Annotated in this window: 20 protein-coding genes and 2 tRNA genes; 9 read left to right on the plus strand and 13 right to left on the minus strand. The window is 66.6% G+C overall.

Annotated features, from left to right (window positions below; all coding sequences use genetic code 11):
- Positions 1 to 13: 13 nt before the first annotated feature.
- A complete protein-coding gene (locus FB478_RS06310) occupies positions 14 to 679 on the minus strand; it encodes a metalloregulator ArsR/SmtB family transcription factor (RefSeq protein ID WP_056388119.1) in 666 nt (221 codons plus the stop codon).
- 88 nt (positions 680 to 767) lie between these two features.
- Between FB478_RS06310 and FB478_RS06315 the strand changes: the two genes are divergently transcribed.
- Complete coding sequence (locus FB478_RS06315; RefSeq protein WP_134163790.1) at positions 768 to 1,190, plus strand: hypothetical protein; 423 nt, start codon at positions 768 to 770, stop codon at positions 1,188 to 1,190.
- Positions 1,191 to 1,369: 179 nt separating this feature from the next.
- Here FB478_RS06315 and FB478_RS06320 read toward each other — a convergent pair whose 3' ends face one another.
- Positions 1,370 to 2,059 carry a hypothetical protein gene (locus tag FB478_RS06320; protein WP_261377349.1) on the minus strand — a complete coding sequence of 230 codons (690 nt, stop codon included), beginning with the start codon at positions 2,057 to 2,059 and terminating at the stop codon, positions 1,370 to 1,372.
- Between the two features lie 199 nt (positions 2,060 to 2,258).
- Between FB478_RS06320 and FB478_RS06325 the strand changes: the two genes are divergently transcribed.
- The 4 genes from FB478_RS06325 (at position 2,259) to FB478_RS06340 (ending at position 5,401) form a co-directional block, all read left to right on the plus strand.
- Positions 2,259 to 3,203, plus strand: a complete 945-nt coding sequence (locus FB478_RS06325; protein ID WP_144599967.1) for a DnaJ domain-containing protein — start codon at positions 2,259 to 2,261, stop codon at positions 3,201 to 3,203.
- Positions 3,204 to 3,226: 23 nt separating this feature from the next.
- A complete protein-coding gene (locus tag FB478_RS06330) occupies positions 3,227 to 3,694 on the plus strand; it encodes a tRNA (cytidine(34)-2'-O)-methyltransferase (protein WP_134163788.1) in 468 nt (155 codons plus the stop codon).
- Positions 3,695 to 3,909: 215 nt separating this feature from the next.
- Positions 3,910 to 4,518, plus strand: a complete 609-nt coding sequence (locus FB478_RS06335) for a sigma-70 family RNA polymerase sigma factor (protein WP_018768535.1) — start codon at positions 3,910 to 3,912, stop codon at positions 4,516 to 4,518.
- Positions 4,519 to 4,528: 10 nt separating this feature from the next.
- Entirely contained in the window at positions 4,529 to 5,401 is an 873-nt protein-coding gene (locus FB478_RS06340) for an anti-sigma factor (protein ID WP_134163902.1), read from the plus strand.
- Positions 5,402 to 5,482: 81 nt separating this feature from the next.
- Here the strand turns inward: FB478_RS06340 and FB478_RS06345 are convergent, their stop codons facing one another.
- From FB478_RS06345 to FB478_RS06360, 4 genes are all read right to left on the minus strand, one after another.
- Positions 5,483 to 6,262 carry a PIG-L deacetylase family protein gene (locus tag FB478_RS06345; RefSeq protein WP_134163787.1) on the minus strand — a complete coding sequence of 260 codons (780 nt, stop codon included), beginning with the start codon at positions 6,260 to 6,262 and terminating at the stop codon, positions 5,483 to 5,485.
- Between the two features lie 4 nt (positions 6,263 to 6,266).
- Positions 6,267 to 7,214: an electron transfer flavoprotein subunit alpha/FixB family protein gene (locus FB478_RS06350; protein ID WP_018768538.1), complete on the minus strand. Its 948-nt coding sequence runs from the start codon at positions 7,212 to 7,214 to the stop codon at positions 6,267 to 6,269.
- Between the two features lie 13 nt (positions 7,215 to 7,227).
- Positions 7,228 to 8,019 (minus strand): electron transfer flavoprotein subunit beta/FixA family protein, encoded by a 792-nt coding sequence (locus FB478_RS06355; RefSeq protein WP_018768539.1) that lies wholly within the window; start codon positions 8,017 to 8,019, stop codon positions 7,228 to 7,230.
- 239 nt (positions 8,020 to 8,258) lie between these two features.
- Positions 8,259 to 9,830: a S1C family serine protease gene (locus tag FB478_RS06360; RefSeq protein ID WP_056388129.1), complete on the minus strand. Its 1,572-nt coding sequence runs from the start codon at positions 9,828 to 9,830 to the stop codon at positions 8,259 to 8,261.
- Between the two features lie 283 nt (positions 9,831 to 10,113).
- On the opposite strand from FB478_RS06360, the gene FB478_RS06365 reads away from it, so the two are divergent.
- From FB478_RS06365 to FB478_RS06375, 3 genes are all read left to right on the plus strand, one after another.
- The gene (locus FB478_RS06365; protein WP_056388131.1) at positions 10,114 to 12,162 is read left to right on the plus strand and encodes a TPM domain-containing protein; all 2,049 of its coding nucleotides are present in this window, start codon (positions 10,114 to 10,116) and stop codon (positions 12,160 to 12,162) included.
- Between the two features lie 107 nt (positions 12,163 to 12,269).
- A complete protein-coding gene (locus FB478_RS06370; protein WP_018768543.1) occupies positions 12,270 to 13,058 on the plus strand; it encodes a PspA/IM30 family protein in 789 nt (262 codons plus the stop codon).
- Between the two features lie 91 nt (positions 13,059 to 13,149).
- Positions 13,150 to 14,574 carry a deoxyribodipyrimidine photo-lyase gene (locus FB478_RS06375; RefSeq protein WP_144599968.1) on the plus strand — a complete coding sequence of 475 codons (1,425 nt, stop codon included), beginning with the start codon at positions 13,150 to 13,152 and terminating at the stop codon, positions 14,572 to 14,574.
- Positions 14,575 to 14,604: 30 nt separating this feature from the next.
- Here the strand turns inward: FB478_RS06375 and FB478_RS06380 are convergent, their stop codons facing one another.
- The 5 genes from FB478_RS06380 to FB478_RS06400 all read right to left on the minus strand — a co-directional run bounded on the left by FB478_RS06380 (position 14,605) and on the right by FB478_RS06400 (position 20,463).
- On the minus strand, positions 14,605 to 15,537 hold the full coding sequence (locus FB478_RS06380) for a cytochrome b/b6 domain-containing protein (RefSeq protein WP_056388136.1): 933 nt from the start codon (positions 15,535 to 15,537) through the stop codon (positions 14,605 to 14,607).
- Positions 15,538 to 15,675: 138 nt separating this feature from the next.
- A tRNA-Met gene (locus FB478_RS06385) sits at positions 15,676 to 15,749 on the minus strand.
- A 146-nt stretch (positions 15,750 to 15,895) separates the two neighbouring features.
- Positions 15,896 to 15,969: transfer RNA gene (locus FB478_RS06390), tRNA-Met, on the minus strand.
- A 138-nt stretch (positions 15,970 to 16,107) separates the two neighbouring features.
- Positions 16,108 to 19,086, minus strand: coding sequence for a UPF0182 family protein (locus FB478_RS06395; RefSeq protein WP_186447752.1), 2,979 nt, complete (start codon positions 19,084 to 19,086; stop codon positions 16,108 to 16,110).
- 162 nt (positions 19,087 to 19,248) lie between these two features.
- A complete protein-coding gene (locus FB478_RS06400; RefSeq protein ID WP_144599969.1) occupies positions 19,249 to 20,463 on the minus strand; it encodes a PDZ domain-containing protein in 1,215 nt (404 codons plus the stop codon).
- A gap of 136 nt (positions 20,464 to 20,599) precedes the next feature.
- Here FB478_RS06400 and FB478_RS06405 point away from each other — a divergent pair, with 136 nt between their 5' ends.
- Positions 20,600 to 22,024 (plus strand): zinc-dependent metalloprotease, encoded by a 1,425-nt coding sequence (locus tag FB478_RS06405; protein WP_144599970.1) that lies wholly within the window; start codon positions 20,600 to 20,602, stop codon positions 22,022 to 22,024.
- Positions 22,025 to 22,088: 64 nt separating this feature from the next.
- Here FB478_RS06405 and FB478_RS21475 read toward each other — a convergent pair whose 3' ends face one another.
- Together FB478_RS21475 and FB478_RS06415 are read right to left on the minus strand one after the other, a co-directional pair.
- The gene (locus tag FB478_RS21475; RefSeq protein ID WP_018768549.1) at positions 22,089 to 22,721 is read right to left on the minus strand and encodes a M48 family metallopeptidase; all 633 of its coding nucleotides are present in this window, start codon (positions 22,719 to 22,721) and stop codon (positions 22,089 to 22,091) included.
- Positions 22,718 to 24,853 carry an ATP-dependent helicase gene (locus FB478_RS06415; protein WP_018768550.1) on the minus strand — a complete coding sequence of 712 codons (2,136 nt, stop codon included), beginning with the start codon at positions 24,851 to 24,853 and terminating at the stop codon, positions 22,718 to 22,720. Before FB478_RS06415 ends, FB478_RS21475 begins: the two co-directional genes overlap by 4 nt.
- Between the last annotated feature and the right edge of the window lie 53 nt (positions 24,854 to 24,906).

Genomic DNA, 24,906 nt, shown 5'->3' on the forward strand with positions numbered 1-24,906 from the left:
CCCGGGGAGCCGGTCAGTCCCCGCCGGTAATCCTCGCGCAGCAATGGCCGGCGCCGGCAGCCGGGGCAACGCGCTCTTCCGGACTGCCACACCCCACCGCGGCCCCGCGCAGGAAGGCGCCGTTCATATCGCACACCACTGCCGCATGTGCCCGCGACAGGCGGTGGAACGGGCAGTTGGGAAGCAGGTAACCGCCCTCGCCGTCGTGCTCTGGCTGGTAGCCCGATTCGGTCAGGAACTCTTCCAGGTCCCCCGCCGCTTCCGCCAGTTCCCGGCCCTTCAGGAAGGCGGCCGCGCGGAGCGACTCAGCCACAGGCGCGCCGTCGGCCTGGGAGGCTTCGATTGCGGCCGCCATGAGTTCCCCGGCAAGGTCATAGTTCCGGTCCGGCACCGACGCACCGATTTCACTCCCCACTGTCCGGTACATCTTGGCGGGGCGGCCGGAGCCCGGCCCCGTCCTTCCTGCGGGCTTGTGGAACTCCACGGCCAGCAAACCGTCCTGGACCAGCCTGTCCAGGTGGAATGACACTGTGCTGCGGGCCATGCCTGCGGCCTCGGCAACATCGTCGCGCCCCAGCGGCCGTGGTGATGATGCCACGAGCTCGAAAAGATGCAGCCTCTTGGCGTCCGTCAGCGAGGCAACGGCAGCAATCCTGTCAGCCCAGGGAAGTCGGTACATAATGCCCACCAATCCAAAGTCAAGATCTATTGATTATAGAACGTGCGCTTTCTAAAATGGGAATACCTACTTTTAGAAGGAGAACACCATGAAATCAGCATCGGCAGTGCGGGCCCAGCACGCATCAACCACCATGCCGGCGGCCCGGCAGGCGTTCGTGCTGCTGCGTACCGTCTTCACCGTTGCCCCGGTCCTTTTCGGCCTGGACAAGTTCACGAACATCCTGACTGACTGGACCATCTACCTGGCGCCCCAGGCAACAGCGGTGGTGCCGCTGCCGCCCCAGACCTTCATGTACATCGTCGGCGCAGTGGAGATCATCGCGGGCATCGTCGTGGCTGTCCGGCCGAAGTATGGTTCGCTGCTCGTGGCGGCGTGGCTGGCAGGGATCATCATCAACCTGCTCCTGCTGGGAAGTTTCTACGACGTGGCCCTCCGGGACTTCGGGCTGCTGGTCGGCGCGCTGGCCCTTAACCGGCTGTCGATGGGGACCAGCCGAACTGCTGCCTGACGCCGCTGGCGCCGGCCAGGCGCAAGCACTACAGACAGCGCACAGCATTACTCACGGCGCGGAGCGTTGTGCACACCCAAAGCCGCCGGCAGCTGAGCCCTCCAGCCGCCGGCGGTTTTACGAGCCGGACCCCGCGCCCCAGCCCTGCAACAGGGCCCATGCATGCACGCTGTCCGGGCTCAAGCAGACGGAGGCAGCAACGGCAGGTAGCGGACCACCTCGTCGCGCGCCGTGGCCAAGGTGGCCGGATCCGGGCAGGACACGGATATATAGGCCGAGGAGCCTGCGGTGCCGAAGACCCTCGCCAGCACGGCGGTGGACCTTCCGCCGGGAGCCGTCTGCTCCAGCGCCAGCACTTCCACATTCTTGCCGGGAGCCTCGGGGGTACCACCCCACCGCAAAGTCCCGGTCTTCAGGTACGAGGGCTGGATGGTGGCGTCCAGGTACTGGAAAAGGGCGACAGACGATTCACGGTCATCGCCGCGGACCAGCGGCCCCTGGCCTGTACTGACCCGTGCGGCGACAACGCACCCATCCGCCTTGACGTATTCGCTGGCGTCCGACACGTTGTCCTTGGTGACCTTCCAGCCGGGCACGTCCTTCAGCCCGTCAGAAATTCCCACCGGCACCCCGGGCGCCAAGGTGCCACCGGCGGCAAAGGGCAGGTCCCGTCCCGCCACTGCAGCGGCGTCGTGGCCCGGGGTGATGGTTGGCGTGGACAGAACGGGCGTGCTGGCAGGGGCAGCAGGCACGGAAGGATCCCGGACGTCCACGCTGCAGCCGCCAAGAAGCACCGCAACCAGGCCTGCAATGGCGGGCCGCACTCCCCGGTTCCATGCCCTGCCGGCCCGTCCCGCCGTCGTCGGCATATCCGTCTCCAGTCCGTCGCATCCCCTTCGGCCGGTGTCCGGCCGCGCAGGCAAGAGTCTAGACGCCGTCCGCCGGGAACCTGGAAGCCCCGGACATTCGTTGTTACGGCAGGCCCATCAACCGTGCTGGCTAGACTGGGCGGGCACTTTGCTTTCCCTGCGGAGAATTAAGACGCCGCGCATCAAGAAAAGGAAGATCTTGACCGAGAGCAGCAGCTCCCACTACCAGGTCCTTCGCGTGGCCGTCACCGCCACCGAAAAGGAAATCAAGGTGGCGTACCGGCGCGCTGCCAGGGCGGCACACCCGGACCACGGGGGTGACGCCGCAACCTTCCGCCGGGTGACCGCCGCGTACGAGACCCTCATCGATCCGCAGCGCCGGAAAGCCTACGACCGCACCTATGGCGCGGGTGCGGTCCGTGACACGTCCGACGGCGGCGCCCACTTTGATGCGCCCGCCGCCGGAAGCCGGGCCTCTGCCACCGTCCGCAGGCCGGACAACGGCAGGAACACCGCAGGCGACCCGCCGGTCTACGTTCCGCCGTACGAGGCAGCCGGCTCCACGGTCCCGCTCATTCCCCTTGCCCAGGCCCGCCAACAGGTACACGGGATGCCGCGGAAACGGGGTATCTTCGGTGCCGAGGCCCGCATCCAGCGAGAGATGCGCACCGTTCAGCTCATGACCCGGCAGGTGCTTCCGGCCATCCCGGCCGCCCGGCTCATCAACGGCCTGCAGTCGCCCGCGGACAACAGCCACATCGACCACGCGGTCCTGTCCGGCTACCGGCTGGCCCTGGTCAACTCCATGCTGCTGCCCAAGGGCGCCTATGCATGGGACGGCCGGACCCTCAACCACGGCGGCCGCGCGGTGGCACCACCGCAGCTCGCCCGCGTGGTGTGGGCCATGCAGGACATCTTTCCCGAGCTCAACGTCACCGGATGGACCGTGGTGCACAGCCCGGACGGCAACCTCCACGAACCCGTGATCGACCACCACCGGCGCCCCGCGGGCGCCCTGGAGACCGTCCAGATCGTCAATGCCGCCGGCATGGTGCGCGGCCTGAAGGAGTTCCTGGCATCGGGCCCTGCCCCGAACACCGTCAACGTTCCGGTCCTCGCAAGGCTGCTGCGGGGAATGCACTAAGAACGGATCGCTAGGATGGGGAGGTGTTCCGCATCCTTTTCCATGCCCCAGAAATCCCCGGCAATACCGGCAACGCCATCCGCCTTGCCGCAATCACCGGCGCAGAGCTGCACCTTGTGGAACCCCTGGGGTTCGACTTCTCTGACGCAAAACTCCGCCGGGCGGGCCTCGACTACCACGACCTCGCCGTCGTCACTGTGCACAAGTCGATCGAAGCCGCCTGGGAGCACCTTCAGCCCGGGAACGTTTACGCCTTCACCTCTGACGGCACCACCAGCTACACGGACATCACCTACCGTCCCGGTGATGTACTGATGTTCGGCCGTGAATCCGTGGGACTGCCGGCGGAACTGAAGACCGACCCCCATGTAACGGCCACCGTGCGCCTGCCCATGCTGCCGGCCCTGCGTTCCCTGAACCTCGCAAACGCCGCCTCGATTGCCGTGTATGAGGCCTGGCGCCAGCAAGGTTTTGCGGGGGCCAGGCTGTAGCAGTCGTCCGGACCGGCGTCCCCTCCCAGGAGCCATGCAAATTCTTCAGCCGCCGTCCCATCCGCCCCGCCTCCGGCCTCGAATGACTCTTGACGACATTCGAGCGGAGCAAGGAGCGGCAGGTGACACTACTGGAGTCAGGATCCAGGCAGGCAAGCCGCAACCGGCACGGCAGTGCTCAGGATTCGCCGCCCGGAGACTTATGCTTGGACTTAATGGAAACTCCCAACGCGCCAAATTCCGAGGGCTCCGCCGCGGTGACTGACCCGCCGGCAGACCTCAGCCAACGCCTGTCAATCCTGCTCGCGGGCATCGCCCGCGGAGACCAGGCGGCGTTCGCCGAGTTCTACCAGTTGACGTCCCGCAGGGTCTTCGGCATGGCACGGCGCGTCCTGATCGATCCCGAACTCAGCGAGGACACCACCCAGGAAGTCTTCCTGCAGGTCTGGCAGAACGCGGCGAAGTTCGATCCGCAGGCAGGGAGCCCGCTTTCCTGGCTGATGACCATCTCGCACCGGCGGGCCGTGGACAAGGTGCGCTCGTCGCAGTCTTCCACCGACAGGGAAGCCAGGTACGGGGCCAGCACGCAGGACATCGACCACGACAGTGTTTCCGACGAAGTGGGCAGCCGGCTTGAGGCTGAGGCGGTGGTCCGCTGCCTGGGGACGCTGACCGAAACACAGCAGGAATCCGTGCGCCTTGCCTACTACGGCGGCCTCACCTACCGGGAGGTCGCCGAACGGCTGAACGCAGCCGTGCCCACCATCAAGTCCCGCATCCGCGATGGACTGATCCGATTGAAGACCTGTTTGGGGGTGAGTTGAGATGAGCGGTATGGACGAAGGGCGCAGTGGACGTTCGGGTTCCTTCGGCGACACTGTCGCCATGGACCTTGCGTCAGGCCGCGCCGTTGACCTGGCCGAGCTCTACGCCCTGGATGCGGTCACGGAGCAGGAACGCGACGCCATTGACCAGTACATCTCCACGGCCCCGGCAGCGGAGCGCCTGGCCTTCCTGGACCGCGTCCGGCAGTCCCGCGAGGCGCTGGCGCGCACTTTCCGGGTGGAGGAAGAACCCCCGTCGGACCTCTTCGAGCGGATCATTGCGCAGCTTCCTGCCCAATTCCCCGGGCAGGAGGGGCTGCCCGGTGGAGCCGTACCGGCCGCAGGCACCCCGCCCACCCCATTTGAAGGCAAGCCTGCAGGGCCGGACGCACGCGATGAGCTGGCGCAGGCCCGCAAGCGCCGGGAGGACCGGCGCGGCGCTTCCGGCGCCCGGCGCTGGCTGGTCGGCGTGGCAGCTGCAGCAGCCATTGCCCTGGGCGGCGTGGGCGTTGGCGCCTACATTGCCGACCAAAACGATCCGGTCAACCAGGTGGCCAGGGCCGGGGACCTTCGCGAAGCTTCCGTGAACGTGGTGGGCGGCGGCAAGGCCACCCTCCTGATTTCAGCATCGGAGGACGCGGCCGTAGTGAAGATGAGCGGCGTGCCCGCTCCCCCGGCGGGCAAGGTCTACCAGATGTGGCTGATCCCCAAGGACGGCTCCGCACCGGTGTCGCAGGGCCTCATGGACGAACAGGCCCTGTCCAAGCCTGCGGTGGTCCAGGGCATCCACTCGGCCGCTTCACTGGGAATCACTGTTGAGCCGGCGGGCGGGTCCAAGGCCCCCACCCTGCCCACGGTGGCGGCAGCCCCGCTGGGAGCCTGACCCGGCCCCGGCATCAGCCGTCAAACAGTAAAGCGCCCCCGGTTTCCTTCCTGAGGAAGGAACCGGGGGCGCTTTACCAACTCAAAAGCCTGCGATGGTCCCGGGCCCGTTGATTGCCACCACGTGGAAGGCTTCCGCGCTGCGCCCCTCCGGCAGCCCGGCCCGTGCGGCATTGAGCCGCATACCCTGCCGGACGGCGGCTTCCATGGCAGCCACGTCAGGATGCTGGCTGACGTGGACATGGATGGCGGCCAGCTTGGCGTCCACCTGGGCGGTGACGTCCACGAAGTGGTTCTCCCGTTCCTCGGGTCCGGCGTAAAGCCACAGCCACGGCAGCTTGTAGGCTGCCAGGCCGGCTTCGGCCAGTTCCGGGTAGGCGAACGGGTTCTCGAGCGCGGGATACACGGCACGTGTTACCGCTTCCCCCACGGCCAGGTGGTCGGGATGGCTCTTTTGGATCCGCTGCCAGTTCCGTTCCGGATGCATGGCGAGGACGACGTCGGGACGGAGTTCCCGGATCAGCCGCACCACCCCTTTCATCACCTCGTGCGACGGCTCGAGGTACCCGTCCCGCTGGTGAAGGTAGTGGATGTCGGTGACGCCCACCAGTTCCGCGGCACGGCGCTGCTCGGCGTCGCGCATGGCGATGATGTCCGCGCGGTGCGCCGGGTCGAAGCCGCCGGCGTCGCCGTCGGTCATGATGCAGTAGCTGACCTCCACGCCGGCCGCCGTCCAGGCGGCAACGGTGCCGGCTGCGCCAAAATCGATGTCGTCAGGGTGGGCCGCAAAACAGAGCACCCGCCCAACCCGGTGTATGTCCGGGTTGAACGGGCTCCCTGCCTGCCCGTGGGAGGCAGTCAACGATTCAGCCTTTTCGCTTCTTGATCTCGGCGGTGGCCTGCGGGAGGACTTCGAACACATCGCCGATGATGCCGAAATCCGCAATCTCGAAGACCGGGGACTCGGCATCCTTGTTCACGGCAACGATGACCTTGGACGTCTGCATTCCGGCTTTTTGCTGGATGGCGCCGGAGATGCCTGCGGAGATGTACAGCTGCGGGGAAACTGTCTTGCCGGTCTGCCCCACCTGGGCATCGTGGCTGATCCAGCCCGCGTCCGTGGCGGCACGGGAGGCGCCCACGGCGGCACCGAGGGCATCGGCCAGCTCTTCCACCGGGCCGAAGTCGCCGTCCATGCCGCGTCCGCCGGCAACCACGATCCGTGCGTCCGTGAGGTCGGGCCGGCCGCTGGCCACCTTCTGCTCACGGGCCGTGATCCGGGCGGCTGCAGCCACCGCGGGGACCTCAACCGTCGCTGTTTCGGGCGTTGTGGGTGCAGGGGCAGGTTCCGGGGTGACGTTGTTGGCCTTCAGGGTCAGCACGGAAACCGGGGTGGTGGCTTTGCAGTCCGTGTTGTACGAGCCGGCCAGGACGGACTTGTGGGCAGTGCCGTCCGGGTCCACGGCCACCACGTCAGTAATGACCCCGGCGTTCAACCGGATAGCCGCCCGCGCCGCGATCTCCTTGCCTTCGGGCGAGTTGTCCAGCAGCACGATGCCGGCGCCGCTGGCTTCAGCCGCGGCGGCCACGTAGGCGGCCTTGGGTGCCACCAGGAAGTCATCCAGGTCCTGGGCAGACGGGCGCAGGATGCTTTCCACGCCGTATTCGGCGAAGGTGGCTGCGGCGCCGTCGGAAAGGTCTCCGTTGAGCGCCACGGCGCCCCCGCCCAGGGAACGGGCCAGGGTCAGCAGCTCAAGGCTGCTCTTCTTGAGCGATTCGCCGGGGTTGTCGATGAATACGAGTACTTTTGCCATGTCGATGTCCCTCTTAGAGCAGCTTCTGGGCGGCCAGGAAGTCAACCAGCTTGATGCCGGCGTCGCCCTCGTCGGTGATGATGGTCCCTGCAGTCCGGGGCGGCCGCTGTTCCGCGCTGGCCACGCTGGTCCAGGAACCGGCGAAGCCGACCTGGGCGGGGTCCACACCGATGTCGGCCAGGGACAGTGTGGTGATGCTCTTGCGCTTGGCTGCGATGATTCCCTTGAAGTTGGGGTACCGGGGCTCGTTGATCTGGTCCGTCACGGATACGACGGCGGGCAGCGGCGCCTCTACGGTCTCCGAGGAGGTGTCGGCGTCGCGGCGGGCCGTCAGCCGGCCGCCGTCGACCTCCAGCGTGGAGGCAAAGGTCACCTGGGGCAGCCCGAGCCGCTCCGCCAGCTGCGCCGGGACAAGCGAGGTTTCACCGTCGGTGGAGGCCATGCCGGTGATGACCAGGTCCACGTCGCCCAGGTGGCGGACGGCCGCTGCGAGCGCAAGCGACGTGGCCGCGGCGTCCGAGCCGGCCAGGGCGTCGTCCGTCAGATGAACGCCCTCGGTGGCGCCCATCTGCAGCGACTTCTTGACGGCGTTGACGGCTCCGGAGGGTCCCATGCTCAGGGCGATGACCTGGTTGCCCGCTTTGCTCCCGCCCCTCGCCTCGGCCAGCTGCAGCGCTGCCTCGAGGGCGTACTCGTCAAGCTCGGACAGAATGCTTTCGTCGCGGTCCACCGTGTTGCCCTCACCGTTGAGATGACGGTCGAACTGGGCGTCCGGTACATGTTTGACCAGGACTACGATCTTCAATGTCTCTTCCACTGTGTTTACAGCAGCCTTCCATGCTTGTGGACAGCCAGCCGGGTGGGTCATGGCCGCGGAATGCCCGGCAGGCGGGTAGCTCCTAGCTAACCATATCGGCGCGCCCCTGCGCCCTCTTCCGTTAACGCCTGTGTCAGGCCCTCACCGTGGCTCAGCATGACGACGGCGGCGCCCCCTTGGATGGGAACGCCGCCGTCGTCATTGCTGCACGATGTTGCTGCCTGGCCTCAGCTGGCTGCGGCACCCAGCGTGACGTCGAATGTCTGTTCCTTGCCGCTGCGCTGGACCGTGATCTTCACGGTGGAGCCCGCCGGCTGTTCGCGGACGGCCGCGGTCAGCTGGTTCGGTTCGCCGATGGTGAGGTCGTTGAACTTGGTGATGACGTCACCGACCTTGATACCGGCTTTTCCTGCGGCAGAGTTGGGGTCAACGGTTGCCACGTCGGCCCCCACCGAGAATTCGGAGGAGGCACCCGACGTCTTGGCCTTGACGCTGACACCCAGCTGGCCGTGCGAGGCCTTGCCGGTGTCGATGATTTCCTGGGCGACGCGCTTGGCGTTGTTGATCGGGATGCTGAACCCCACGCCGATGTTGCCGCTCTGGGAAGTGGACGTCCCGGAGCCCGCGGAAGCAATGGCGACGTTGACGCCGATGATCTCGCCCTTGCTGTTCACCAGGGCGCCGCCGGAGTTGCCAGGGTTGATGGCAGCATCAGTCTGGATGACGTTGATGGCGATGGATCCCTCGCCCGCGCTTTGCTGGCTCTGGCCGCCGCCCGGAGGGGCGAACTGGAAGCCCTGGTCGCCGCCCTGGCTGTTGTCGCCGCCCTTCGGGGCTGCGGACGATGCAACGCTGATGGTCCGGTTGAGCGTGGACACGATGCCGTCCGTGACCGTTCCGGTCAGCCCCAGCGGGGAACCGATGGCGATGGCCGTATCACCCACGTTCAGCTTGGAGGAATCACCGAGGGTGGCAGGGGTCAGGCTTGACGTGTCGTCCACCTTGATGACGGCGAGGTCGGACAGGGGGTCGGTGCCCACCAGCTTTGCCGGCAGGACCTTTCCGTCACTGGTCCGGATTTCGAGGGTGGCATTGGCAGTCTGGCCATCGAGGGTCACCACGTGGGTGTTGGTCAGGATGTGGCCTTGGTCGTCAAGGACGATGCCCGAACCCGTGCCCCCTGAGCTGCCGCTGGTGGCACTGATGGTGACGACGCTGGGCGAGGCCTTCACGGCAGCCGCGGTAATGGCGTTGACGTCGTCCTTGTTGTTGACGATGACCGTGCCGGGCTGGCTGTTGCTGCCGACGGTTGAAGTGCTGGACCCGGTGTTCCCAAACAGTTCGCCGGCACCCACCGTAGCCACGCCGCCTCCCACAAGGCCTGCTGCCAGGATGCTGGCCACGAGGGTACCGACGCCAAAGGTTGCCTTCCGGCGCGGCGCGTCCTTGGGATTGGGGGTGTAGCCGGCGTTGCCGTTCGGCGTGCCGGGGCCCCCGCCGTGAACGGGCTGGCCTTCGTGGTGCTGCTGCTGGCCATAGTATCCGGACTGGCCGTAAAACGGCTGGCGCTGCGGATACACCGGACGTGGAGCTCCGGGCAACTCCTGGGTGTGGTCGCGCTGCTCCGCACCGCTGTAGCCGCCGGGCTCCTGGTCCGCGGTCCCGTTCCCATACTGAGTGGCCACCTGCCGGTCACCGGGCTGCTGCGCGTCCTGCTGCTGGCCCTGCCGCTGCCACGGGTTCCGGTTGCCCGCGTGGCTGTCCTCCGGGACCGGTCCTGGGGTTTGATTCTCAGTCATGGGACTTCCTTTCATCCTCGTCTGCCATTAACTATGGACCGTCCCGCTGGAACAAGCTCGGATGTTTGCTGAGAGCTTCCTGAACGTTCCGGTCATGTCCTTCTGGAGGGCGGGGCGTTTCGCTGGGGGCATATTCGCCGTCATGGACTGGCTGTGGGGTGCACCATAGAATCAAAGATGAATTGCCACAGCGACCTGCGGCTTCACACCAAGCGTGGGGGCGCTGTTGGATTCGACGACTGATTCGTCCCGAATCGGTGTCAGGCGTGCTGAAGGGTTGCACATGCGGTCAAAGTTCAAACGTTTCCTCGCCGTGATCGGCCTTGCCGGGCTGCTGGCGGTACCCGCCGGCGCCGCCTGGGCCGAAAACCCGGTCACCATCCCCTCCGGCACCAACATTGTTGATGACGCGAACGTCCTGGGCAGCCGGAAGGGCGAGGTCCAGGACGCCATCCAGAAGCTGCTGAAGGACCACAAGTACAACCTGTACGTGGTCACGGTTAAGTCGTTCGAGAACCCCACTGATCCCGCAGCCTGGAGCAATGCGGTGGCGCAGGCCAAGGGAATGGGCAAAGCAGACGCCATTCTTGCCATCGCCACCGAGCAGGGCAAGTACTACTTCTCGCCCAATTCCGCCAGTTCCATTTACTCAAAGCGCAGCAACATCACCCAGAACGCTGTCGCCGCCAACCTCGGGGCGGGCAAGCGCGACTTCGCGCAGGCTGCCATCGATACCGCCTCAGCCATCGGCGATGCTGCCGGCGGCGGCAGCGGCAATGTGTCATCCGGTGACGGGGCCGGCGCGGGCATCCTGGTGGGTGCCGGCGTGGTGGTGGCCGGCGGCGGTGCGTACCTGTATTACCGGAACCGGCGAAAGAAGGCCGCCGGCAAGGATGCGTCCACTGGAAGTTACGGCCCCCAGGGCGCAGAACTGGACCCGCTGGCGTCACTGAGCGTGGAGGAACTCCGCCGGAAGAGCGGATCCCTGCTCATCGAAGCGGATGACGCCATCAAGTCCAGCGAGCAGGAACTCGGCTTTGCCCAGGCACAGTACGGTGATGCCGCCGTCGGAAACTTCACCAAAGCTTTGGCGGAAGCGAAGGCCCACATGACGGAGTCCTTCAAGCTTCAGCAGCAGCTGGACGACCACATTCCGGACACCGAGGAGCAGCAGCGGACCTGGCTGGGCGAGATCATCCGGCGCTCGGAAGCCGCCCTCGCCTCCCTGCAGGAGCAGAAGGCGGACTTTGACTCCCTGCGTGAGCTGGAGAAGAACGCACCGCAGGCCCTTGCGGCGGTCAACACCGGAGCCCGCGAAGCGGACGCCAAGATCGCCAGCGCGGAGCAGTCCCTTGCCGCCATGCGGTCAAAGTACGCCGACAGTGCGCTGACCCAGGTCTCGGACAACATCGTGCAGGCCAAGGAACGGCTGGCGTTCGTCCAGAACGCCTCCGAAACCGCGCAGCAGAAGCTCGGCGAGGGCGAGAGCAGCCTGGCGGCAGTGGCCGTTCGCGCAGCCGAAGAAAGCCTGCACCAGACCAACGTCCTGCTGGATGCCATCGCCAAGGTCGCCGCCAATCTCGACCAGGCCCGCAACGGCCTCGAAGCGGCGGTGGTGGATACGTCCCAGGACCTGGCCCAGGCAAAGGCCATGATCCAGTCCGGCACCCACGCCGAACTGGCCGGTCCAGTGGCAGCGGTGGAGGCCGCCCTTGCCCAGGTGAAGACCGAAATCCAGGGTGGAAAGATTGACCCCATCGCCACCCTGCAGAGGGTGGAAACCGCGCACCAGTCCCTGGACCAGGCCCTGACCGGGATCCGGGACCAGCAGGAGCAGGCCCGCCGCGCACAGGCGTCGCTGCAGCAGACCATCATGTCCGCCCAGGCCCAGATCAGTGCCACCTCCGATTACATCACCGCGCGCCGCGGCGGGGTGGGCACCGAGGCACGCACCAGGCTTGCGGAGTCGCAGCGGAACCTCGACTACGCACTCTCCATTGCCCGCACCGACCCCGTCACCGCGCTTACCTACGCGCAGCAGGCCCACGCCCTGGCAGCACAGGCCGCACAGCTGGCCCAGGCCGACGTCGAGCATTTTGACGGCTATGCCAACCAGGGCTTCGGCCGTGGCGGCATGTTCGGCGGCGGAGGCGGCGGCGGACTGGGCGGCGCCATCCTGGGCGGCATCCTGATCAACTCAATCCTCAACGGTGGCCACGGCGGCTGGGGCGGCGGCGGCGGCTGGGGTGATGGCGGTGGAGGCGGCGGCTTCGGCGGGGACGGCGGCTTTGGCGGCGGTGATTTCGGCGGCGGAGACTCCGGCAGTTTCTAAACACTTCCGTCGGAACACGCTGGAGAACCCGGCGGGCGGACAGAAGCACGACACCACTGTTCACGGACGTCAGTGGTCAACACAGAGCAGGACGAAAGGCAAACACCATGGTTAAGCAGTCCATTTTCGGCCGGATCGCGCAGCTGGCAAAGGCCAATATCAACTCCTTGCTGGACAACGCCGAGGATCCGCAGCGGATGCTGGACCAGATGGTCCGCGACTACACCAACAACATCGCCGAAGCCGAGTCCGCCGTGGCGCAAACCATCGGCAACCTCCGCATGCTGGAAGACGACTACAACGAAGACGTCAAGAACGCCCGCGACTGGGGGAACAAGGCACTGGCCGCCTCCCGCAAGGCTGACGAGTTCCGCGCCGCCGGCGACGTCGCCGACGCCGAGAAGTTCGACAACCTGGCAAAGGTCGCCCTGCAGCGGCAGATGGCGGCCGAGAACGAAGCCAAGGGCGCAGAGCCGAGCATCGCCTCCCAGCGCGAGGTGGTGGACAAGCTGAAGACCGGCCTGGACCAGATGAAGAACAAGCTCAACCAGCTGACCAGCAAGCGCAACGAACTGGTGGCCAGGTCCAAGACGGCAGAGGCGCAGTCCCAGGTGCACGACGCCATCAAGAGCATCGACATCATGGACCCCACCAGCGAAGTGGGACGCTTCGAAGAAAAGATCCGCCGCGAAGAGGCCAGGGTCCGCGGCCAGGAGGAACTGGCAGCGTCCAGCCTGGATGCCCAGTTCAACCAGCTGGAGGACCTTGGCGAGCAGACGGAGATCGAGGCCCGGCTGGCCGCTTTGAAGGCCGGCGGCGCCAAACCTGCCCTCGGCGCCGCCAACGCCGCGGAGTCCGAGGCAACCGTGGAGGAAGCGGACTTCGACAAGCTCTAAGGCCAGCCAGCACCACACAGTCGAAACCAGGCGGTGGCCGGGACCCCGTGGTCCCGGACACCGGCATGTCCGCAGTGTGTAGCGTGGAGCCATGACCTCCTCTGAAGAGACCGCCCTGGTCTGGCTGCGCGATGACCTTCGCCTGGATGACAACCCCGCCCTCAACTCCGCCGCCGCGCTGGGCCTGCCGGTGACAGTGGTGTACGTCCTGGATGAAGAATCTGCGGGCATCCGGCCGCTGGGCGGTGCAACCCGGTGGTGGCTGCACCACTCACTGGCACGATTGGCTTCCTCCCTCGAGGCCCGCGGCTCGCGGCTGCTCCTTCGCCGGGGGCCGGCCGGGCGGGTGATTAAGGAAGTGGCTGTGCACGCCGGAGCAACGCACTTGTTCTGGAACCGGCGGTACGGTCAACCCGAGCGCAGCATCGACGCCGCGGTCAAGGAGTGGGCCGGGGAGAACGGCCTGGAGGCGTCAAGCTTCCAGGCAAACCTCCTGTTCGAGCCCTGGACGGTCAAGACCGGCTCCGGCGGCCCCTACAAGGTGTTCACTCCTTTCTGGCGGGCATGCCTTGCCGGCCAGGAGGTCCGGGACCCCCAGGAGCCTCCGGCCCGGATCCCGGGACCCCCGCAGGGCGGCCGTCTCCAGGCCGGCGACGACCTCGACAGCTGGCGGCTGCTCCCCTCCTCCCCCGACTGGAGCGGCGGCCTCTCCGCCACCTGGATTCCCGGCGAGGAAGGCGCGCGCCACCGGCTGGCGGACTTCCTGGACGGCCCTGCCGAGGAATATGGAACCGGACGGAACCTGCCCGGCATCGAGGGAACCAGCCGCCTGTCACCCCACCTGCGTTTCGGCGAAGTCAGCCCGTTCCGGGTGTGGCGTGAGATCCGCCAACGTTTCCCGCATAAGGTGCCGGCCGACGTCGGAATTTTCCGCTCGGAGCTTGGCTGGCGGGAATTCTGCTGGCAGCTGCTGTACAACAACCCGGACCTGGCCACCCGCAACTACCGGCCCGAATTCGACCGGTTCGCCTGGCAGCAGCCGGGCAGGAGTGAGCTCGCGGCCTGGCAGCAGGGACGCACGGGTTACCCCCTGGTGGACGCCGGGATGCGGCAGCTCTGGCAGACCGGCTGGATGCACAACCGGGTGCGGATGGCCGCGGCCTCGTTCCTGGTGAAGAATCTGCTGGCCGACTGGCGGATTGGAGAGCAATGGTTCTGGGACACGCTGGTGGACGCCGACGCCGCCAGCAATCCGGCCAACTGGCAGTGGGTGGCCGGTTCCGGCGCGGACGCGTCGCCGTACTACCGGATCTTCAATCCCGTCACCCAAAGCAGGAAATTCGACGCCGGCGGCCGGTACCTGCGCGAGTTCGTTCCGGAGCTCGCGGACCTGGACAGCAAGTCCATCCACGAGCCCTGGAAGACCGGGGTCCCGGACTACCCGGAGCCCCTTGTGGAGCTTCCTCAGTCCCGGGAACGGGCGCTGGCTGCCTACCAGCAGCTCAAGGACGGCTGAGCCGCCCCGGCTGTGGGGTGCCGGGTGGCCTTAGCGGCTGACCTTGCCCATGAGGGAGGCGATGGGCCGCAGGAAGACCGGGCGGGCCAGGAACCACGCGGCCGCCATGACGGCCACGGAGGCCAGGAACACCCAGAAGCCGAACCAGCCGTCGTCGTCCCGGACCCCGTACATGTGGTTCAGGTTCCGCAGTGCACCCGTGGTGAGCACCAGGAAGACGTGGACCACGATGAAGGCCACGAAGTAGATCATCACCGGGAAGTGGACGGCGCGGGCCCATTCGATCGGGTAGGCCTTGTTCAGGCCGGCAGCCTTCTTTGGCCAGGCGGAGGACATCCGCAGGCCCGTGATGAACGCCAGCGGAGCGGCGAGGAAGACCGTCACGAAGTAAGCCAGGAGCTGCAGCGCGTTGTAGTTGATCCAGCCGTCTTCCGTGGGCCAGTCCAGCGAGGCGTATTGCAGCGCGGCCGACAGGGCGTTGGGGAAGACGTCCCAGCTGGTGGGGACGATGCGCATCCATTGCCCGGTGGCGAACAGCAGCACGGCAAAGACGAGCCCGTTCAGGATCCACAGGGCGTCCAGCGTCAGGTGGAACCACAGTTCAAGGCTGATCTTGGTGGGCGCGTTCCTGGTGCGGATCAGGCCCTTGTTGTTCCGGGTCCAGTGCCCGCTGGGCCGTGTGGTGGTCCGCACCTGCCATCCGGTGCGGATGATCAGGAGCAGGAAGAAGGCGTTGAGGAAGTGCTGCCAGGCGAGCCACGCGGGGAATCCCACCGGGGCGCCGGCCGGCAGTGCCGACTGGCCCGGGTAGTCGGTGACAAAGGACGCGACGGCGGGCAGTCCCACGACCAGCCTGGCCGCCAGAACCACCAGGACCAGCGCCACGAGGACAGCAGGAACCGCCCAGTAGAGCCGGGACCGCTTACCCGTCGCGGCGCCGGGTTTCTTCGTGGGTGTGGCCATCGAACAACATACCTCTCAAGAATGACTGGGGCAGCCCGCAGATCGCGGGACCCTTCGAAAGAGAATACTAGGAACTGTGCGCATCCAAGGAAAAGAAAGACCCCGGCCGGCGTAACTGCCGGTCGGGGCCTTCATAAGTTGCGGGGACAGGATTTGAACCTGTGACCTCTGGGTTATGAGCCCAGCGAGCTACCGAACTGCTCCACCCCGCGTCGCTTGATCAACACTACCCTACTTTCACGGCCGGCCTGACCACACATCCACCAGGCCCCCTTGGGGTTCGACGACGGTCCCGGCGGCTCCAGCGGAGAAAGCAAAAGACCCGGACATTGTTTCCAATGTCCGGGCCTTTCCTCAGTTGCGGGGACAGGATTTGAACCTGTGACCTCTGGGTTATGAGCCCAGCGAGCTACCGAACTGCTCCACCCCGCGTCGCAATAACTACTTTACCGGGAGGTGAACCGCAGGCCAAATCGAAGCGGCGTGACGTCCGTTACGCCGGCCCGGCACCTTGGCCCCCATGGGGCTCGGATGCCGGGCCGCCGCCGTCGTGCTGCTGTGCCCGTCCTGCTACCGGCCCGCTGACGGGGACGGCGTTGCCGAGGGTGAGCTGGAAGCAGCGGGGGCCGGGCTTGCCTCCGGAGCGGTGACCGGGATCTTGGCCTCTGCATCCATCGCCTTCTTCAGCGCGGCCGCCACCTTCTTCTGCGCCTCGCCATAGGCAGCGAAGTCGCCTGCCGCCAGTGCCGACTGGCCGGACTGGATGGCCGCATTCGCCTCGTCCAGGGCCGCCTTCAGCTGGGCCTTCGCGTCCGCTGCGGCCGGTGTCGCAGGCGCTGCCGGGCCGGCCGGCACCTGGCCGTTGTTGGCGGAGTCACCCGCTGCTGCACCGGAGTCACCACCGAATAGCTGCTTGAGGGCCGCGTCAAGCGTTGGCGCGAAGCCCACCTTGTCCCCGAAGGCCACCAGCACGCGTTGCAGGGTGGGATAGGACGTCTCACCGGTGGACTTGAGGTAGACAGGCTGGACGTAAAGGATGCCGCCGCCGACGGGCAGGGTGAGCAGGTTGCCGTTCAGCACGTCCGACGCACCCTGCCGCAGCAGGTTCAGTGCCTGCGAAACAGTGGGATCGGAGTTGAACTTGTTCTGCGCCTGGCCCGGACCGGGCACCTGCGTTTCCGGCGGGATCTGCAGCAGCCGGAGCTTGCCGTAGCCGTCCGCCTTCACACCGGCCTGGTTCCCGGCATCCGAGTCAGCGGCGAGGAACCCGTACAGGACGTTGCGGGCATTGCCGTTGACGATCTGCGGGATGAACGAGGACGTCAGCTGGAACGCAGGCTTCTGCTGGTCCGGCATCTGCAGCGACATGTAGAACGGCGGCTGCTTCACGTCCGTATCCACCGTGGGATCGGCAGGTACGCTCCATGCGTCATTGTTCTTGTAGAAGCTGGTGGGATCCGTCACGTGGTACTGCCCCAGCAGCTCACGCTGGACCTTGAAGAGGTCCTCCGGGTAGCGGACGTGGCTCATCACCGCGCCGGACATCTCCGAGTACGGCTTCAGGGATGAGGGGAAAACCTTCTGCCAGGCCTTGAGGACCGGGTCCGTGTCGTCCCAGGCATAGAGGGTGACCGAGCCGTCGTAGGCATCCACAGTGGCCTTGACCGAGTTGCGGATGTAGTTCACCGTGCTGTTGGGCAGGGCCACGGCGCGGCCGGAGCTGGTCTGCGAATCAGTGGTGGCATCCGAGAGCTGCTTCTGCTGCGAGTACGGGTAGTACTGGCTGGTGGTGTAGCCGTCCACGATCCATTTGACCCGGCCGTCCACCACGGCCGGGTAAGCGCCGCCGTCAACGGTCAGGTAGGGTGCCACCTTCTGGACACGCTCGCGGGGGCTGCGGTCATACAGGATCTGCGACGCCGGGTTCACGCCGTCCGAAAGCAGCAGGTCCGAGGACTGGAACTTGATGGCGTAAAGGATCTTGTTGAAGAAGGATCCAACATTGGGCCCGCCGTTCCCCTTGAACGTGTACTGGGTTTCGCCCTCCCCTTCCTTGCCGGAAGGGCGGTCCTGCTCGCGCGGGGTGGCGCCGTCGGGTGCGCCGACGATCGAGTACTCGGGCGAGGACTCGCCGAAGTAGATCCGCGGCTCGTAGGTTGTATCGTTGCCCAACACGCCGGTGGACGGAATGCCGGACTGGAGGAATTCAGGCTTGCCGTCAACCGTGAACTTGTTGCCCTTGGCAGCCACAACCCCATAGCCGTGGGTGTACACCACATGCTGGTTCAGCCAGCCCTGCTGGTTGGTTGCCACGTTCGTGGGATTCAGTTCCCGCACGGCGATCACGGTGTCCTGGATCTTGCCGTCCACCTCGTAGCGGTCCACATTGAGGGCCTTGGGGAACTGGTAGTACGGGCGGTACTGCTCCAGCTGAGCAAACGCGTCCGAAATCAGGTTCGGGTCCAGGAGGCGGATGTTGGCAGTGGTCTGGGCGTCCGGCGCCAACGCGCCGGTACTGGCCGTGTTGGTGGCGTCGTACCGGGTTTCCTGGATGCCGTCCAGGCCGTAGGCCTTGCGTGTGTTCTCGATGTTGCGCTGGATGTACTTGCTTTCCAGCGTCTGCTCGGACGGGCGGACCTGGAACTGCTGGATCACCCAGGGATAGACGCCCCCGGCCAGGATGGAGGTGATGATCAGCATGGCGGTACCGATCACCGGAAGGCGCCAGCGGCCAATCACGGCGGCCACGATGAACAGGATGGCCACCAGCACGGCAGCCACGGCGAGGATGGCCTTGGTGGGGATGACGGCGTTGACATCCGTGTAGAGGGCGCCGGCCCAGCGGCCGCCGTTGCTCTGGACGGAAGAGTAGCGGTCCAGCCAGAAGTTGACGCCGAGGAGCACCAGGAAGGCGGCGCCGGTCACGGCGATGTGGATCTGTGCCGCGCGGCTGGTGAACACGCCGCGCTCCATCAGCCGGATGCTGCCGTACAGGTAGTGCGTGAGGATGCCGGCGATGCCCGCAATCACCACCACGCTGATCAGGAACCCGGTCACAAAACCGAGGAACGGCAGGGTCATCAGGTAGAAGCTGATGTCCATGTTGAACTGCGGATCGGCCTCGCCGAAGCCAACCTGGTTGAAGAACAGCAGGACCTTCTGCCACTGGCTCGCCGCAGCGCTGCCCGCAAACAGGCCGAAGAGGACCGGCAGGCCCACCATGACGATGCGCCGGACCGGCTCCAGCTGCGCCTGGTACCGGTTGAGGTTGTCCCTGATTTCGGAGTCCGGCGCGTAGACCGGCCGGGCGTTGTAGGCAATGCGGATCGAAAAGAAGACAGCCGCGAACATGATGGCGAAGCCGGCCACGAAGGTGGCGATCTTGGCGAGGTTCTCGGTGACGAAGACTTCGATGAAGCCCAGTTGCCGGTACCAGAGGACGTCGGTCCAGACGTTGGCGAAGAAAATGAAGCCCACTACCACCAGGGCGACAATAATCAGGGTGGGCGTCAGCACGCCGCGTCGTGAAGGGGGCCTGCCGGTGGACATGGTGCTGGCGGGACGGGACAAACTGGGTACCTCATAGCTGGTCGTCGAAATATTCGAAGCGTGCGAGCGACGTACGGTACCGGTCAAACGGCTGGTTTCGTCCGTCAACTGTGCCACGAGTGGCGGTAAAGCTTAGTTCCTGTGAGTCTAGTTGCGCCCAGTCTATTTGCTGGAGCAGGCCGGGAGCGCGGATGTGTCCTGGCCGCTTCCGGCCAGTTCCACGGCATGCCGGGCTTCCGAGAGGTTTTCCACGCGGACCACCTGGAGGCCGTCGGGAACGTGGCCGGCCACTTCGTTGCAGTTGCCGGCGGGCGCCAGGAAAAGGGTGGCACCGGACGAACGCGCACCCCGCATCTTTTGCCCGATGCCGCCGATGGGTCCCACCTTGCCGTCAGGCGAGATGGTGCCGGTACCCGCGATATGTTTTCCGCCGGTGAGGTCCCCCGGCGTAACCGTATCGATGATGCCCAGCGAGAACATGAGCCCGGCACTGGGCCCGCCCACCTTGTCCAGGGAGATCTGGACCTGGAAGGGGAAGCTGAAGAGGTACTTCAACATGACACCGAGGATGAAACGGCCCTGGCCGTTGTCCTTGGGCGTGACCTGGACGGTGACGGGCTGGCCGGCGCGTTCCACCGTTACCGATACCGGGGCACCCTTGCCCGAGGCCAGCTCATCCTGGATCACACTGAGGGCGGTGATGTCCCTGCCGTTAATGGATTTGAGGATGTCCCCTTGCTGGATCCTGCCGGCGGACGCGGAATCCTTGGACAGGTCCGCGGCCTGGAGCTGTTGGCTGAAGGGAATCCCGAGTTCATTCAGGGCGGAGGCCACCGCGTTCTCCTGGGACGTGGCCATGGCCACCGCACTCTGTTCCTGGGCCTCTTCCTTCGTTGTGCCCGTGGGATAGATCAGCTCCACCGGGTACACGGCTTTGGAGTTGTCCAGCCATGCCGAGAATGCGTTGAGGATGCTGACCGGGCCATTGGGGCCACCGTCAACGTACACGGTGGTCAGGTCGAGGCTCCCGGCAGCCGGATACGTTTCGCGGCCGCTGACGTTGATGACCGGATGTCCCTGGCTCTCCCCCAGCGTGTTGTAGGTGGGCCCGGGCGATTCAATGACATACGGCACCGGAAGCGAACCCACGGCAATTCCCAGCCCCAACGCCGCCAGCCCGGCAACCATCATGGTGGAAAGCCGCCTGCCCGTGCCGCCGCCGTCGGACGCGCCGGGGCCGCTGCGTTCAACTGCCTGGCCGCCACCGGCCCCGGAGCCTTCGGGCGGGCTGCCGGCACCAAACGGACCGGGCTTGGAGAAAGGGGGAAGATCGGGAACGTGGTCCTCTGAAGGGTGGCCGCCACGGGTTGTAGTCACCCCACCAACAGTACGCGGTGGTGGTGCGACGGGGCGCTTTGCCTAGAGCGAACGACGGCGGCGGGCGGCAGACAGCCGACCCCCACCGGGGTACCGTGAAGGTTGATCAACAGTCACACCATCGATCGGCGGGACCATGACCTCCAACCCACTCAATCCGTCCAACGGCGACGACACCCCCAAGGATCCGTTGACCGAAATGCTGCAGAACCTAATGGGCGGCAAGGGGATGGAAAACTTCGATCCCGCCGAGCTGGCCAAGGCGGCCGGCCTGCCGGACGACCCCAACCTGCTGGCCCAGATGTTCTCCCAGGTTCAGGCGATGATGAGCGCACCGTCCGAAGGGCCCGTCAACTGGACACTGGCCCACGACAATGCCCGGCGGGTTGCGGCCGGCAGCGCGGACCCGTCCGTCACTGCCCAGCAGTCCCGGGAGGTGGATGAAGCCCTCCGCCTCGCCGAGATGTGGCTGGACCCCGTCACCGACCTGCCCGCCACCGGTCTGATCGGCAAGGCATGGTCCCGCGCGGAATGGGTGGAGGCCACCCTGGGCACCTGGAAGCGGCTGACAGAACCCGTGGCCAACAGCATCGCCAATGCGCTCTCCTCCGCCATGACGGAGCAGATGCCCGAGGAAATGAAGTCCATGATGGGCGGCGCCTCCTCGATGCTGCAGAACATGGGCGGCGCCATCTTCGGTATGCAGCTGGGGCAGGCCATCGGCGCCCTGTCCAAGGACGTGGTGAGCTCCACCGACATCGGCGTCCCGCTGGCCGACCTTGAGATGGCACTCCTGCCGGCCAATGTCGCCGCGTTCGGCGAGGGCCTGTCCCTGCCCGAGAACGACATCCGGCTGTTCCTGGCCGTGCGGGAAGCCGCGCACGCCCGGCTGTTCGTACAGGTTCCCTGGCTGCGCGGACACCTGCTGGGCGCCATCGAGGCATACGCCCGCGGCATCCACATCGACACCTCACGCATCGAGGAACTCGCCCGCGACCTTGACCCCAGCAACCCGGAAGGCATCCAGGATGCCCTGTCGCAGGGCGTGTTCATGCCACAGCGGACTCCCGCCCAGGAACAGGCACTGGAAAAGCTCGAGACCGCGCTGGCCCTCGTGGAGGGCTGGGTGGATGAACTGACCGCGGCCGCCACGGAGAAGGTCCTGCCGTCCGCCGGGGCACTGCGCGAAACAGTGCGGCGCCGGCGGGCAACGGGCGGTCCCGCCGAACACGCCTTCGCTTCACTGGTGGGACTCGAGCTGCGTCCGCGCAGGCTGCGGGACGCGGCCACCCTGTGGGCCACGTTGAAGGAGGAACGCGGGATCGAGGGCCGTGACGCCATCTGGCACCACCCCGACCTGCTGCCCACGGCCGAGGACCTGGATGATCCGAAGGGTTTCAGCTCCCGCCGCAAGCTTGCCGAGGCAAGCGACAGCGAGGTGGATGACGCGCTGCAGAAACTGCTGGACGGCGGTTTCGACGACACCTCCGGTGATCAGGGCGGCGCCGGGGACACCGGCAGCAAAGACGACGACGGCGGAACGGACCAGCCCAAGGGCTGAGACATTGCTGGCGGGCCAGGGCTTCCTGGCCCGCCAGACTGCTTTTCGCCGGATTTAATGCCCGCTATTGGACCACGTCAGCGTCAAGCGGGCCGACGTCAGGCTGGTCGGCATCTTTGTCCATTCCCCGCGACGTGGCGAAGGAAACACCCTCGAGGAAGGCCTTGGCCCGCTGGGTTTCGGGGTAGGCCTCCAGCAGCTGCCAGAAGGCAGCGTTGTGTGAGGCCACCAGAAGGTGGGCCAGCTCGTGGAGCAGCACGTAGTCGATGACCCACTGGGGCATGGGCCGCAGCTTGTCAGACAGGCGGATGGTCCCCTCGGCCGGCGTGGCCGAACCCCACCGGGAATTCTGGTTGCTGACCCAACGGACGGATGTGGGCACTGACCGGCCACCGAGGTATTGCGTGGACAGCGTGGCCGCATGGGCTGCGAGGGCCTCATCTGTGGCAGGACGCCGCCGCCCGGCTGCCGCCTGCCGCTGCCCCTGCGTGTGCAGTTTGGCCAGCATTTTGTGGACCCACTCGCGCTCCTGCGCCGCAGTGAAGCGGGCCGGAATGGCAACCACCGCCGTCCCGTCTTCCCAGAACGCCGCCACGGTGCGGGTGCGCCGGGCAGAGCGCCGCACCTCCACCGGAGAACCGTTCGAGGTGGTCAGCACTGACGCCTGCCGGGCACCGCCGCTGGCTCCGCGTTTCACAGGACCGAGCTTTCGACGAGGACCCGGAGGACGTCCTCCCCGTACTTTTCCAGCTTGGATGGGCCAACGCCGGCCAGGCCGGCAAGTTCCTCCAGCGACGCCGGCCTCGCCTCCGCGATGGCAGTGAGGGTGGCGTCGGTAAAGACGACGAAGGCCGGGACGTCCGCGGATTGGGCCACCTCGCGGCGCCAGTTGCGGAGCGCATCAAAGGTCTGCTCCTCGTAGCTGGGGGGACACGCGTTGCAGCGGCCAACCTTGCGTTCCGCCCCGGTGGCAAGCATGCTCCCGCAGACCCGGCACACGGCGGGGGCGGCAGCCTTGCGGCGCGGAAGCGCGCCCTTCCCCCGGGTGCTTGAGCTTGCCACCGAGTCCGGCCGCAGGCCGTCGAGGAACCGGGACGGCTTCCGGTTGGCCCGGCCCCCGGGGGTCCTCGCGGTGCTCCACGAGAGGGAAAGGTGTTCACGGGCGCGGGTGATGCCGACATAGAGGAGGCGGCGCTCCTCATCCACCGATTCCGGTGAATCGGCGAAGGAAATGGGCATCAGGCCTTCGCTGAGCCCCACCAGGAAGACGGCATCCCATTCCAGGCCCTTGGCCGCGTGGAGCGAGGCGAGCGTAACGCCCTGCACGGTAGGCGCGTGCTGGGCGAGGGAACGTTCCTGGAGTTCGTTGACGAAATCAGCCAGGCCAAACTGGGGGCCGCGGGACTGCACCAGTTCGTCGGCGAGCGCCACCAGTGCCGCGAGGGACTCCCAGCGTTCGCGCAGGGCACCCCCGCTGTGCGGTGCCGAATCGGTGTAGCCGAGGGAGGAGACGATGTCCCGGACCAGTTGACCCAGGGGTTCCGGTGTGTCCGATTCGGAAACCGCCCGGGTGGCGGCGCGCAGCTGGAGGATCGCGTCCCTTACCTCCTTGCGGGCGAAGAAGCGCTCGCCGCCACGCAGCTGGTAGCCGATGCCTGCCGCGGCCAGCGCCTGCTCGTAAGCCTCGGACTGGCCGTTGGTGCGGAAAAGGATGGCCACCTCGCTGGCTGGAGTGCCGGCGTCGAGCAGTGCCTTGATCTTCTGCGCCACCGTGGCGGCTTCAGCTTCGTCGTCCGTGCACTCGGTGAACTGGGGCGCGGGCCCGGCGGGGCGCTGCGCCACGAGCTGGAGGGGCGATGCCCACGCGGCGTCGGCGGTGGGCCCGCCGCTGCGGCGGGCGGCCAGCAGGTCATTGGCCAGTTTCACCACCTGCGGGGTGGAGCGGTAGTCCCTGATGAGCTTGACCACGTTGGCCTGGGGGTATCGGGTCTTGAAGTCCAGGAGGTGCCGGGGCGATGCGCCGGTAAAGGAATAGATGGTCTGGCTTGCGTCACCCACCACGCAGAGTTCGTCACGGCCGCCGAGCCACAGGTCCAGGAGCCGCTGCTGCAGCGGGGAGACGTCCTGGTATTCGTCCACCACAAAGTGCCGGTACTGTTCCCGGACCGTGGCGGCCACCTTCTCGTCCTCCTGCAGGATGCCCACCGTGATCAGCAGGACGTCCTCAAAGTCGATCACGTTGCGGTCCGTCTTGACGTCCTCGTAGGACTGGAAGACCCGGGCGACCGTGGTGAGGTCGAACCCGCCGGGCGCGCCCCTCCCCTGGGCGTTCTCCAGGTAATTGGCCGGTGTCAGCATGGACACTTTGGCCCATTCGATTTCCGAGGCAAGGTCGCGGATGGAGGCCCGGTCCGTGCTGAGCCTGAGCCGCCGGGCGGCCTCTGCCAGCATCTGGGCCTTGTGGTCCAGCAGGTTGGGCAGTGTTCCACCCACCGCCTGTGGCCAGAAGAACTGCAGCTGGCGCAGGGCAGCGGCGTGGAAGGTACGGGCCTGCACGTTGCCGGCGCCGAGGTCCCGCAGGCGGCTGCGCATCTCTGCCGCAGCCCGGGCCGTGAACGTTACGGCGAGCAGGCGCTGCGGAGTGTAAACCCCCGAGTGCACGCCGTAGGCGATGCGGTGGGTGATGGCACGGGTCTTTCCGGTGCCCGCGCCGGCCAGGACGCACAACGGGCCATTCAAGGTGCTGGCCACCTCACGCTGTTCGGCGTCCAGTCCGCCGAGGATCCGGTCCTCCAGCGAGGCTGCTCCGTCAAAATTCTCTGTAGTCACTTCTGCTGCTTTGTTTCTCGACTACCGCGTGCTGGAGTCTGGTGGATGGAATA

This window comes from Arthrobacter sp. AG367 (assembly GCF_007828995.1).
Classification (GTDB): Bacteria; Actinomycetota; Actinomycetes; order Actinomycetales; family Micrococcaceae; genus Arthrobacter.

What these genes read in the sequence shown, in the direction of transcription:
- FB478_RS06310 (WP_056388119.1), bottom strand. Translation starts at nt 679, where the DNA reads ATGTACCGACTTCCCTGGGCTGACAGGATTGCTGCCGTTGCCTCGCTG.
- FB478_RS06315 (WP_134163790.1), top strand. Translation starts at nt 768, where the DNA reads ATGAAATCAGCATCGGCAGTGCGGGCCCAGCACGCATCAACCACCATG.
- FB478_RS06320 (WP_261377349.1), bottom strand. Translation starts at nt 2,059, where the DNA reads ATGCCGACGACGGCGGGACGGGCCGGCAGGGCATGGAACCGGGGAGTG.
- FB478_RS06335 (WP_018768535.1), top strand. Translation starts at nt 3,910, where the DNA reads ATGGAAACTCCCAACGCGCCAAATTCCGAGGGCTCCGCCGCGGTGACT.
- FB478_RS06340 (WP_134163902.1), top strand. Translation starts at nt 4,529, where the DNA reads ATGGACGAAGGGCGCAGTGGACGTTCGGGTTCCTTCGGCGACACTGTC.
- FB478_RS06350 (WP_018768538.1), bottom strand. Translation starts at nt 7,214, where the DNA reads ATGGCAAAAGTACTCGTATTCATCGACAACCCCGGCGAATCGCTCAAG.
- FB478_RS06360 (WP_056388129.1), bottom strand. Translation starts at nt 9,830, where the DNA reads ATGACTGAGAATCAAACCCCAGGACCGGTCCCGGAGGACAGCCACGCG.
- FB478_RS06365 (WP_056388131.1), top strand. Translation starts at nt 10,114, where the DNA reads ATGCGGTCAAAGTTCAAACGTTTCCTCGCCGTGATCGGCCTTGCCGGG.
- FB478_RS06370 (WP_018768543.1), top strand. Translation starts at nt 12,270, where the DNA reads ATGGTTAAGCAGTCCATTTTCGGCCGGATCGCGCAGCTGGCAAAGGCC.
- FB478_RS06375 (WP_144599968.1), top strand. Translation starts at nt 13,150, where the DNA reads ATGACCTCCTCTGAAGAGACCGCCCTGGTCTGGCTGCGCGATGACCTT.
- FB478_RS06380 (WP_056388136.1), bottom strand. Translation starts at nt 15,537, where the DNA reads ATGGCCACACCCACGAAGAAACCCGGCGCCGCGACGGGTAAGCGGTCC.
- FB478_RS06395 (WP_186447752.1), bottom strand. Translation starts at nt 19,086, where the DNA reads ATGTCCACCGGCAGGCCCCCTTCACGACGCGGCGTGCTGACGCCCACC.
- FB478_RS06405 (WP_144599970.1), top strand. Translation starts at nt 20,600, where the DNA reads ATGACCTCCAACCCACTCAATCCGTCCAACGGCGACGACACCCCCAAG.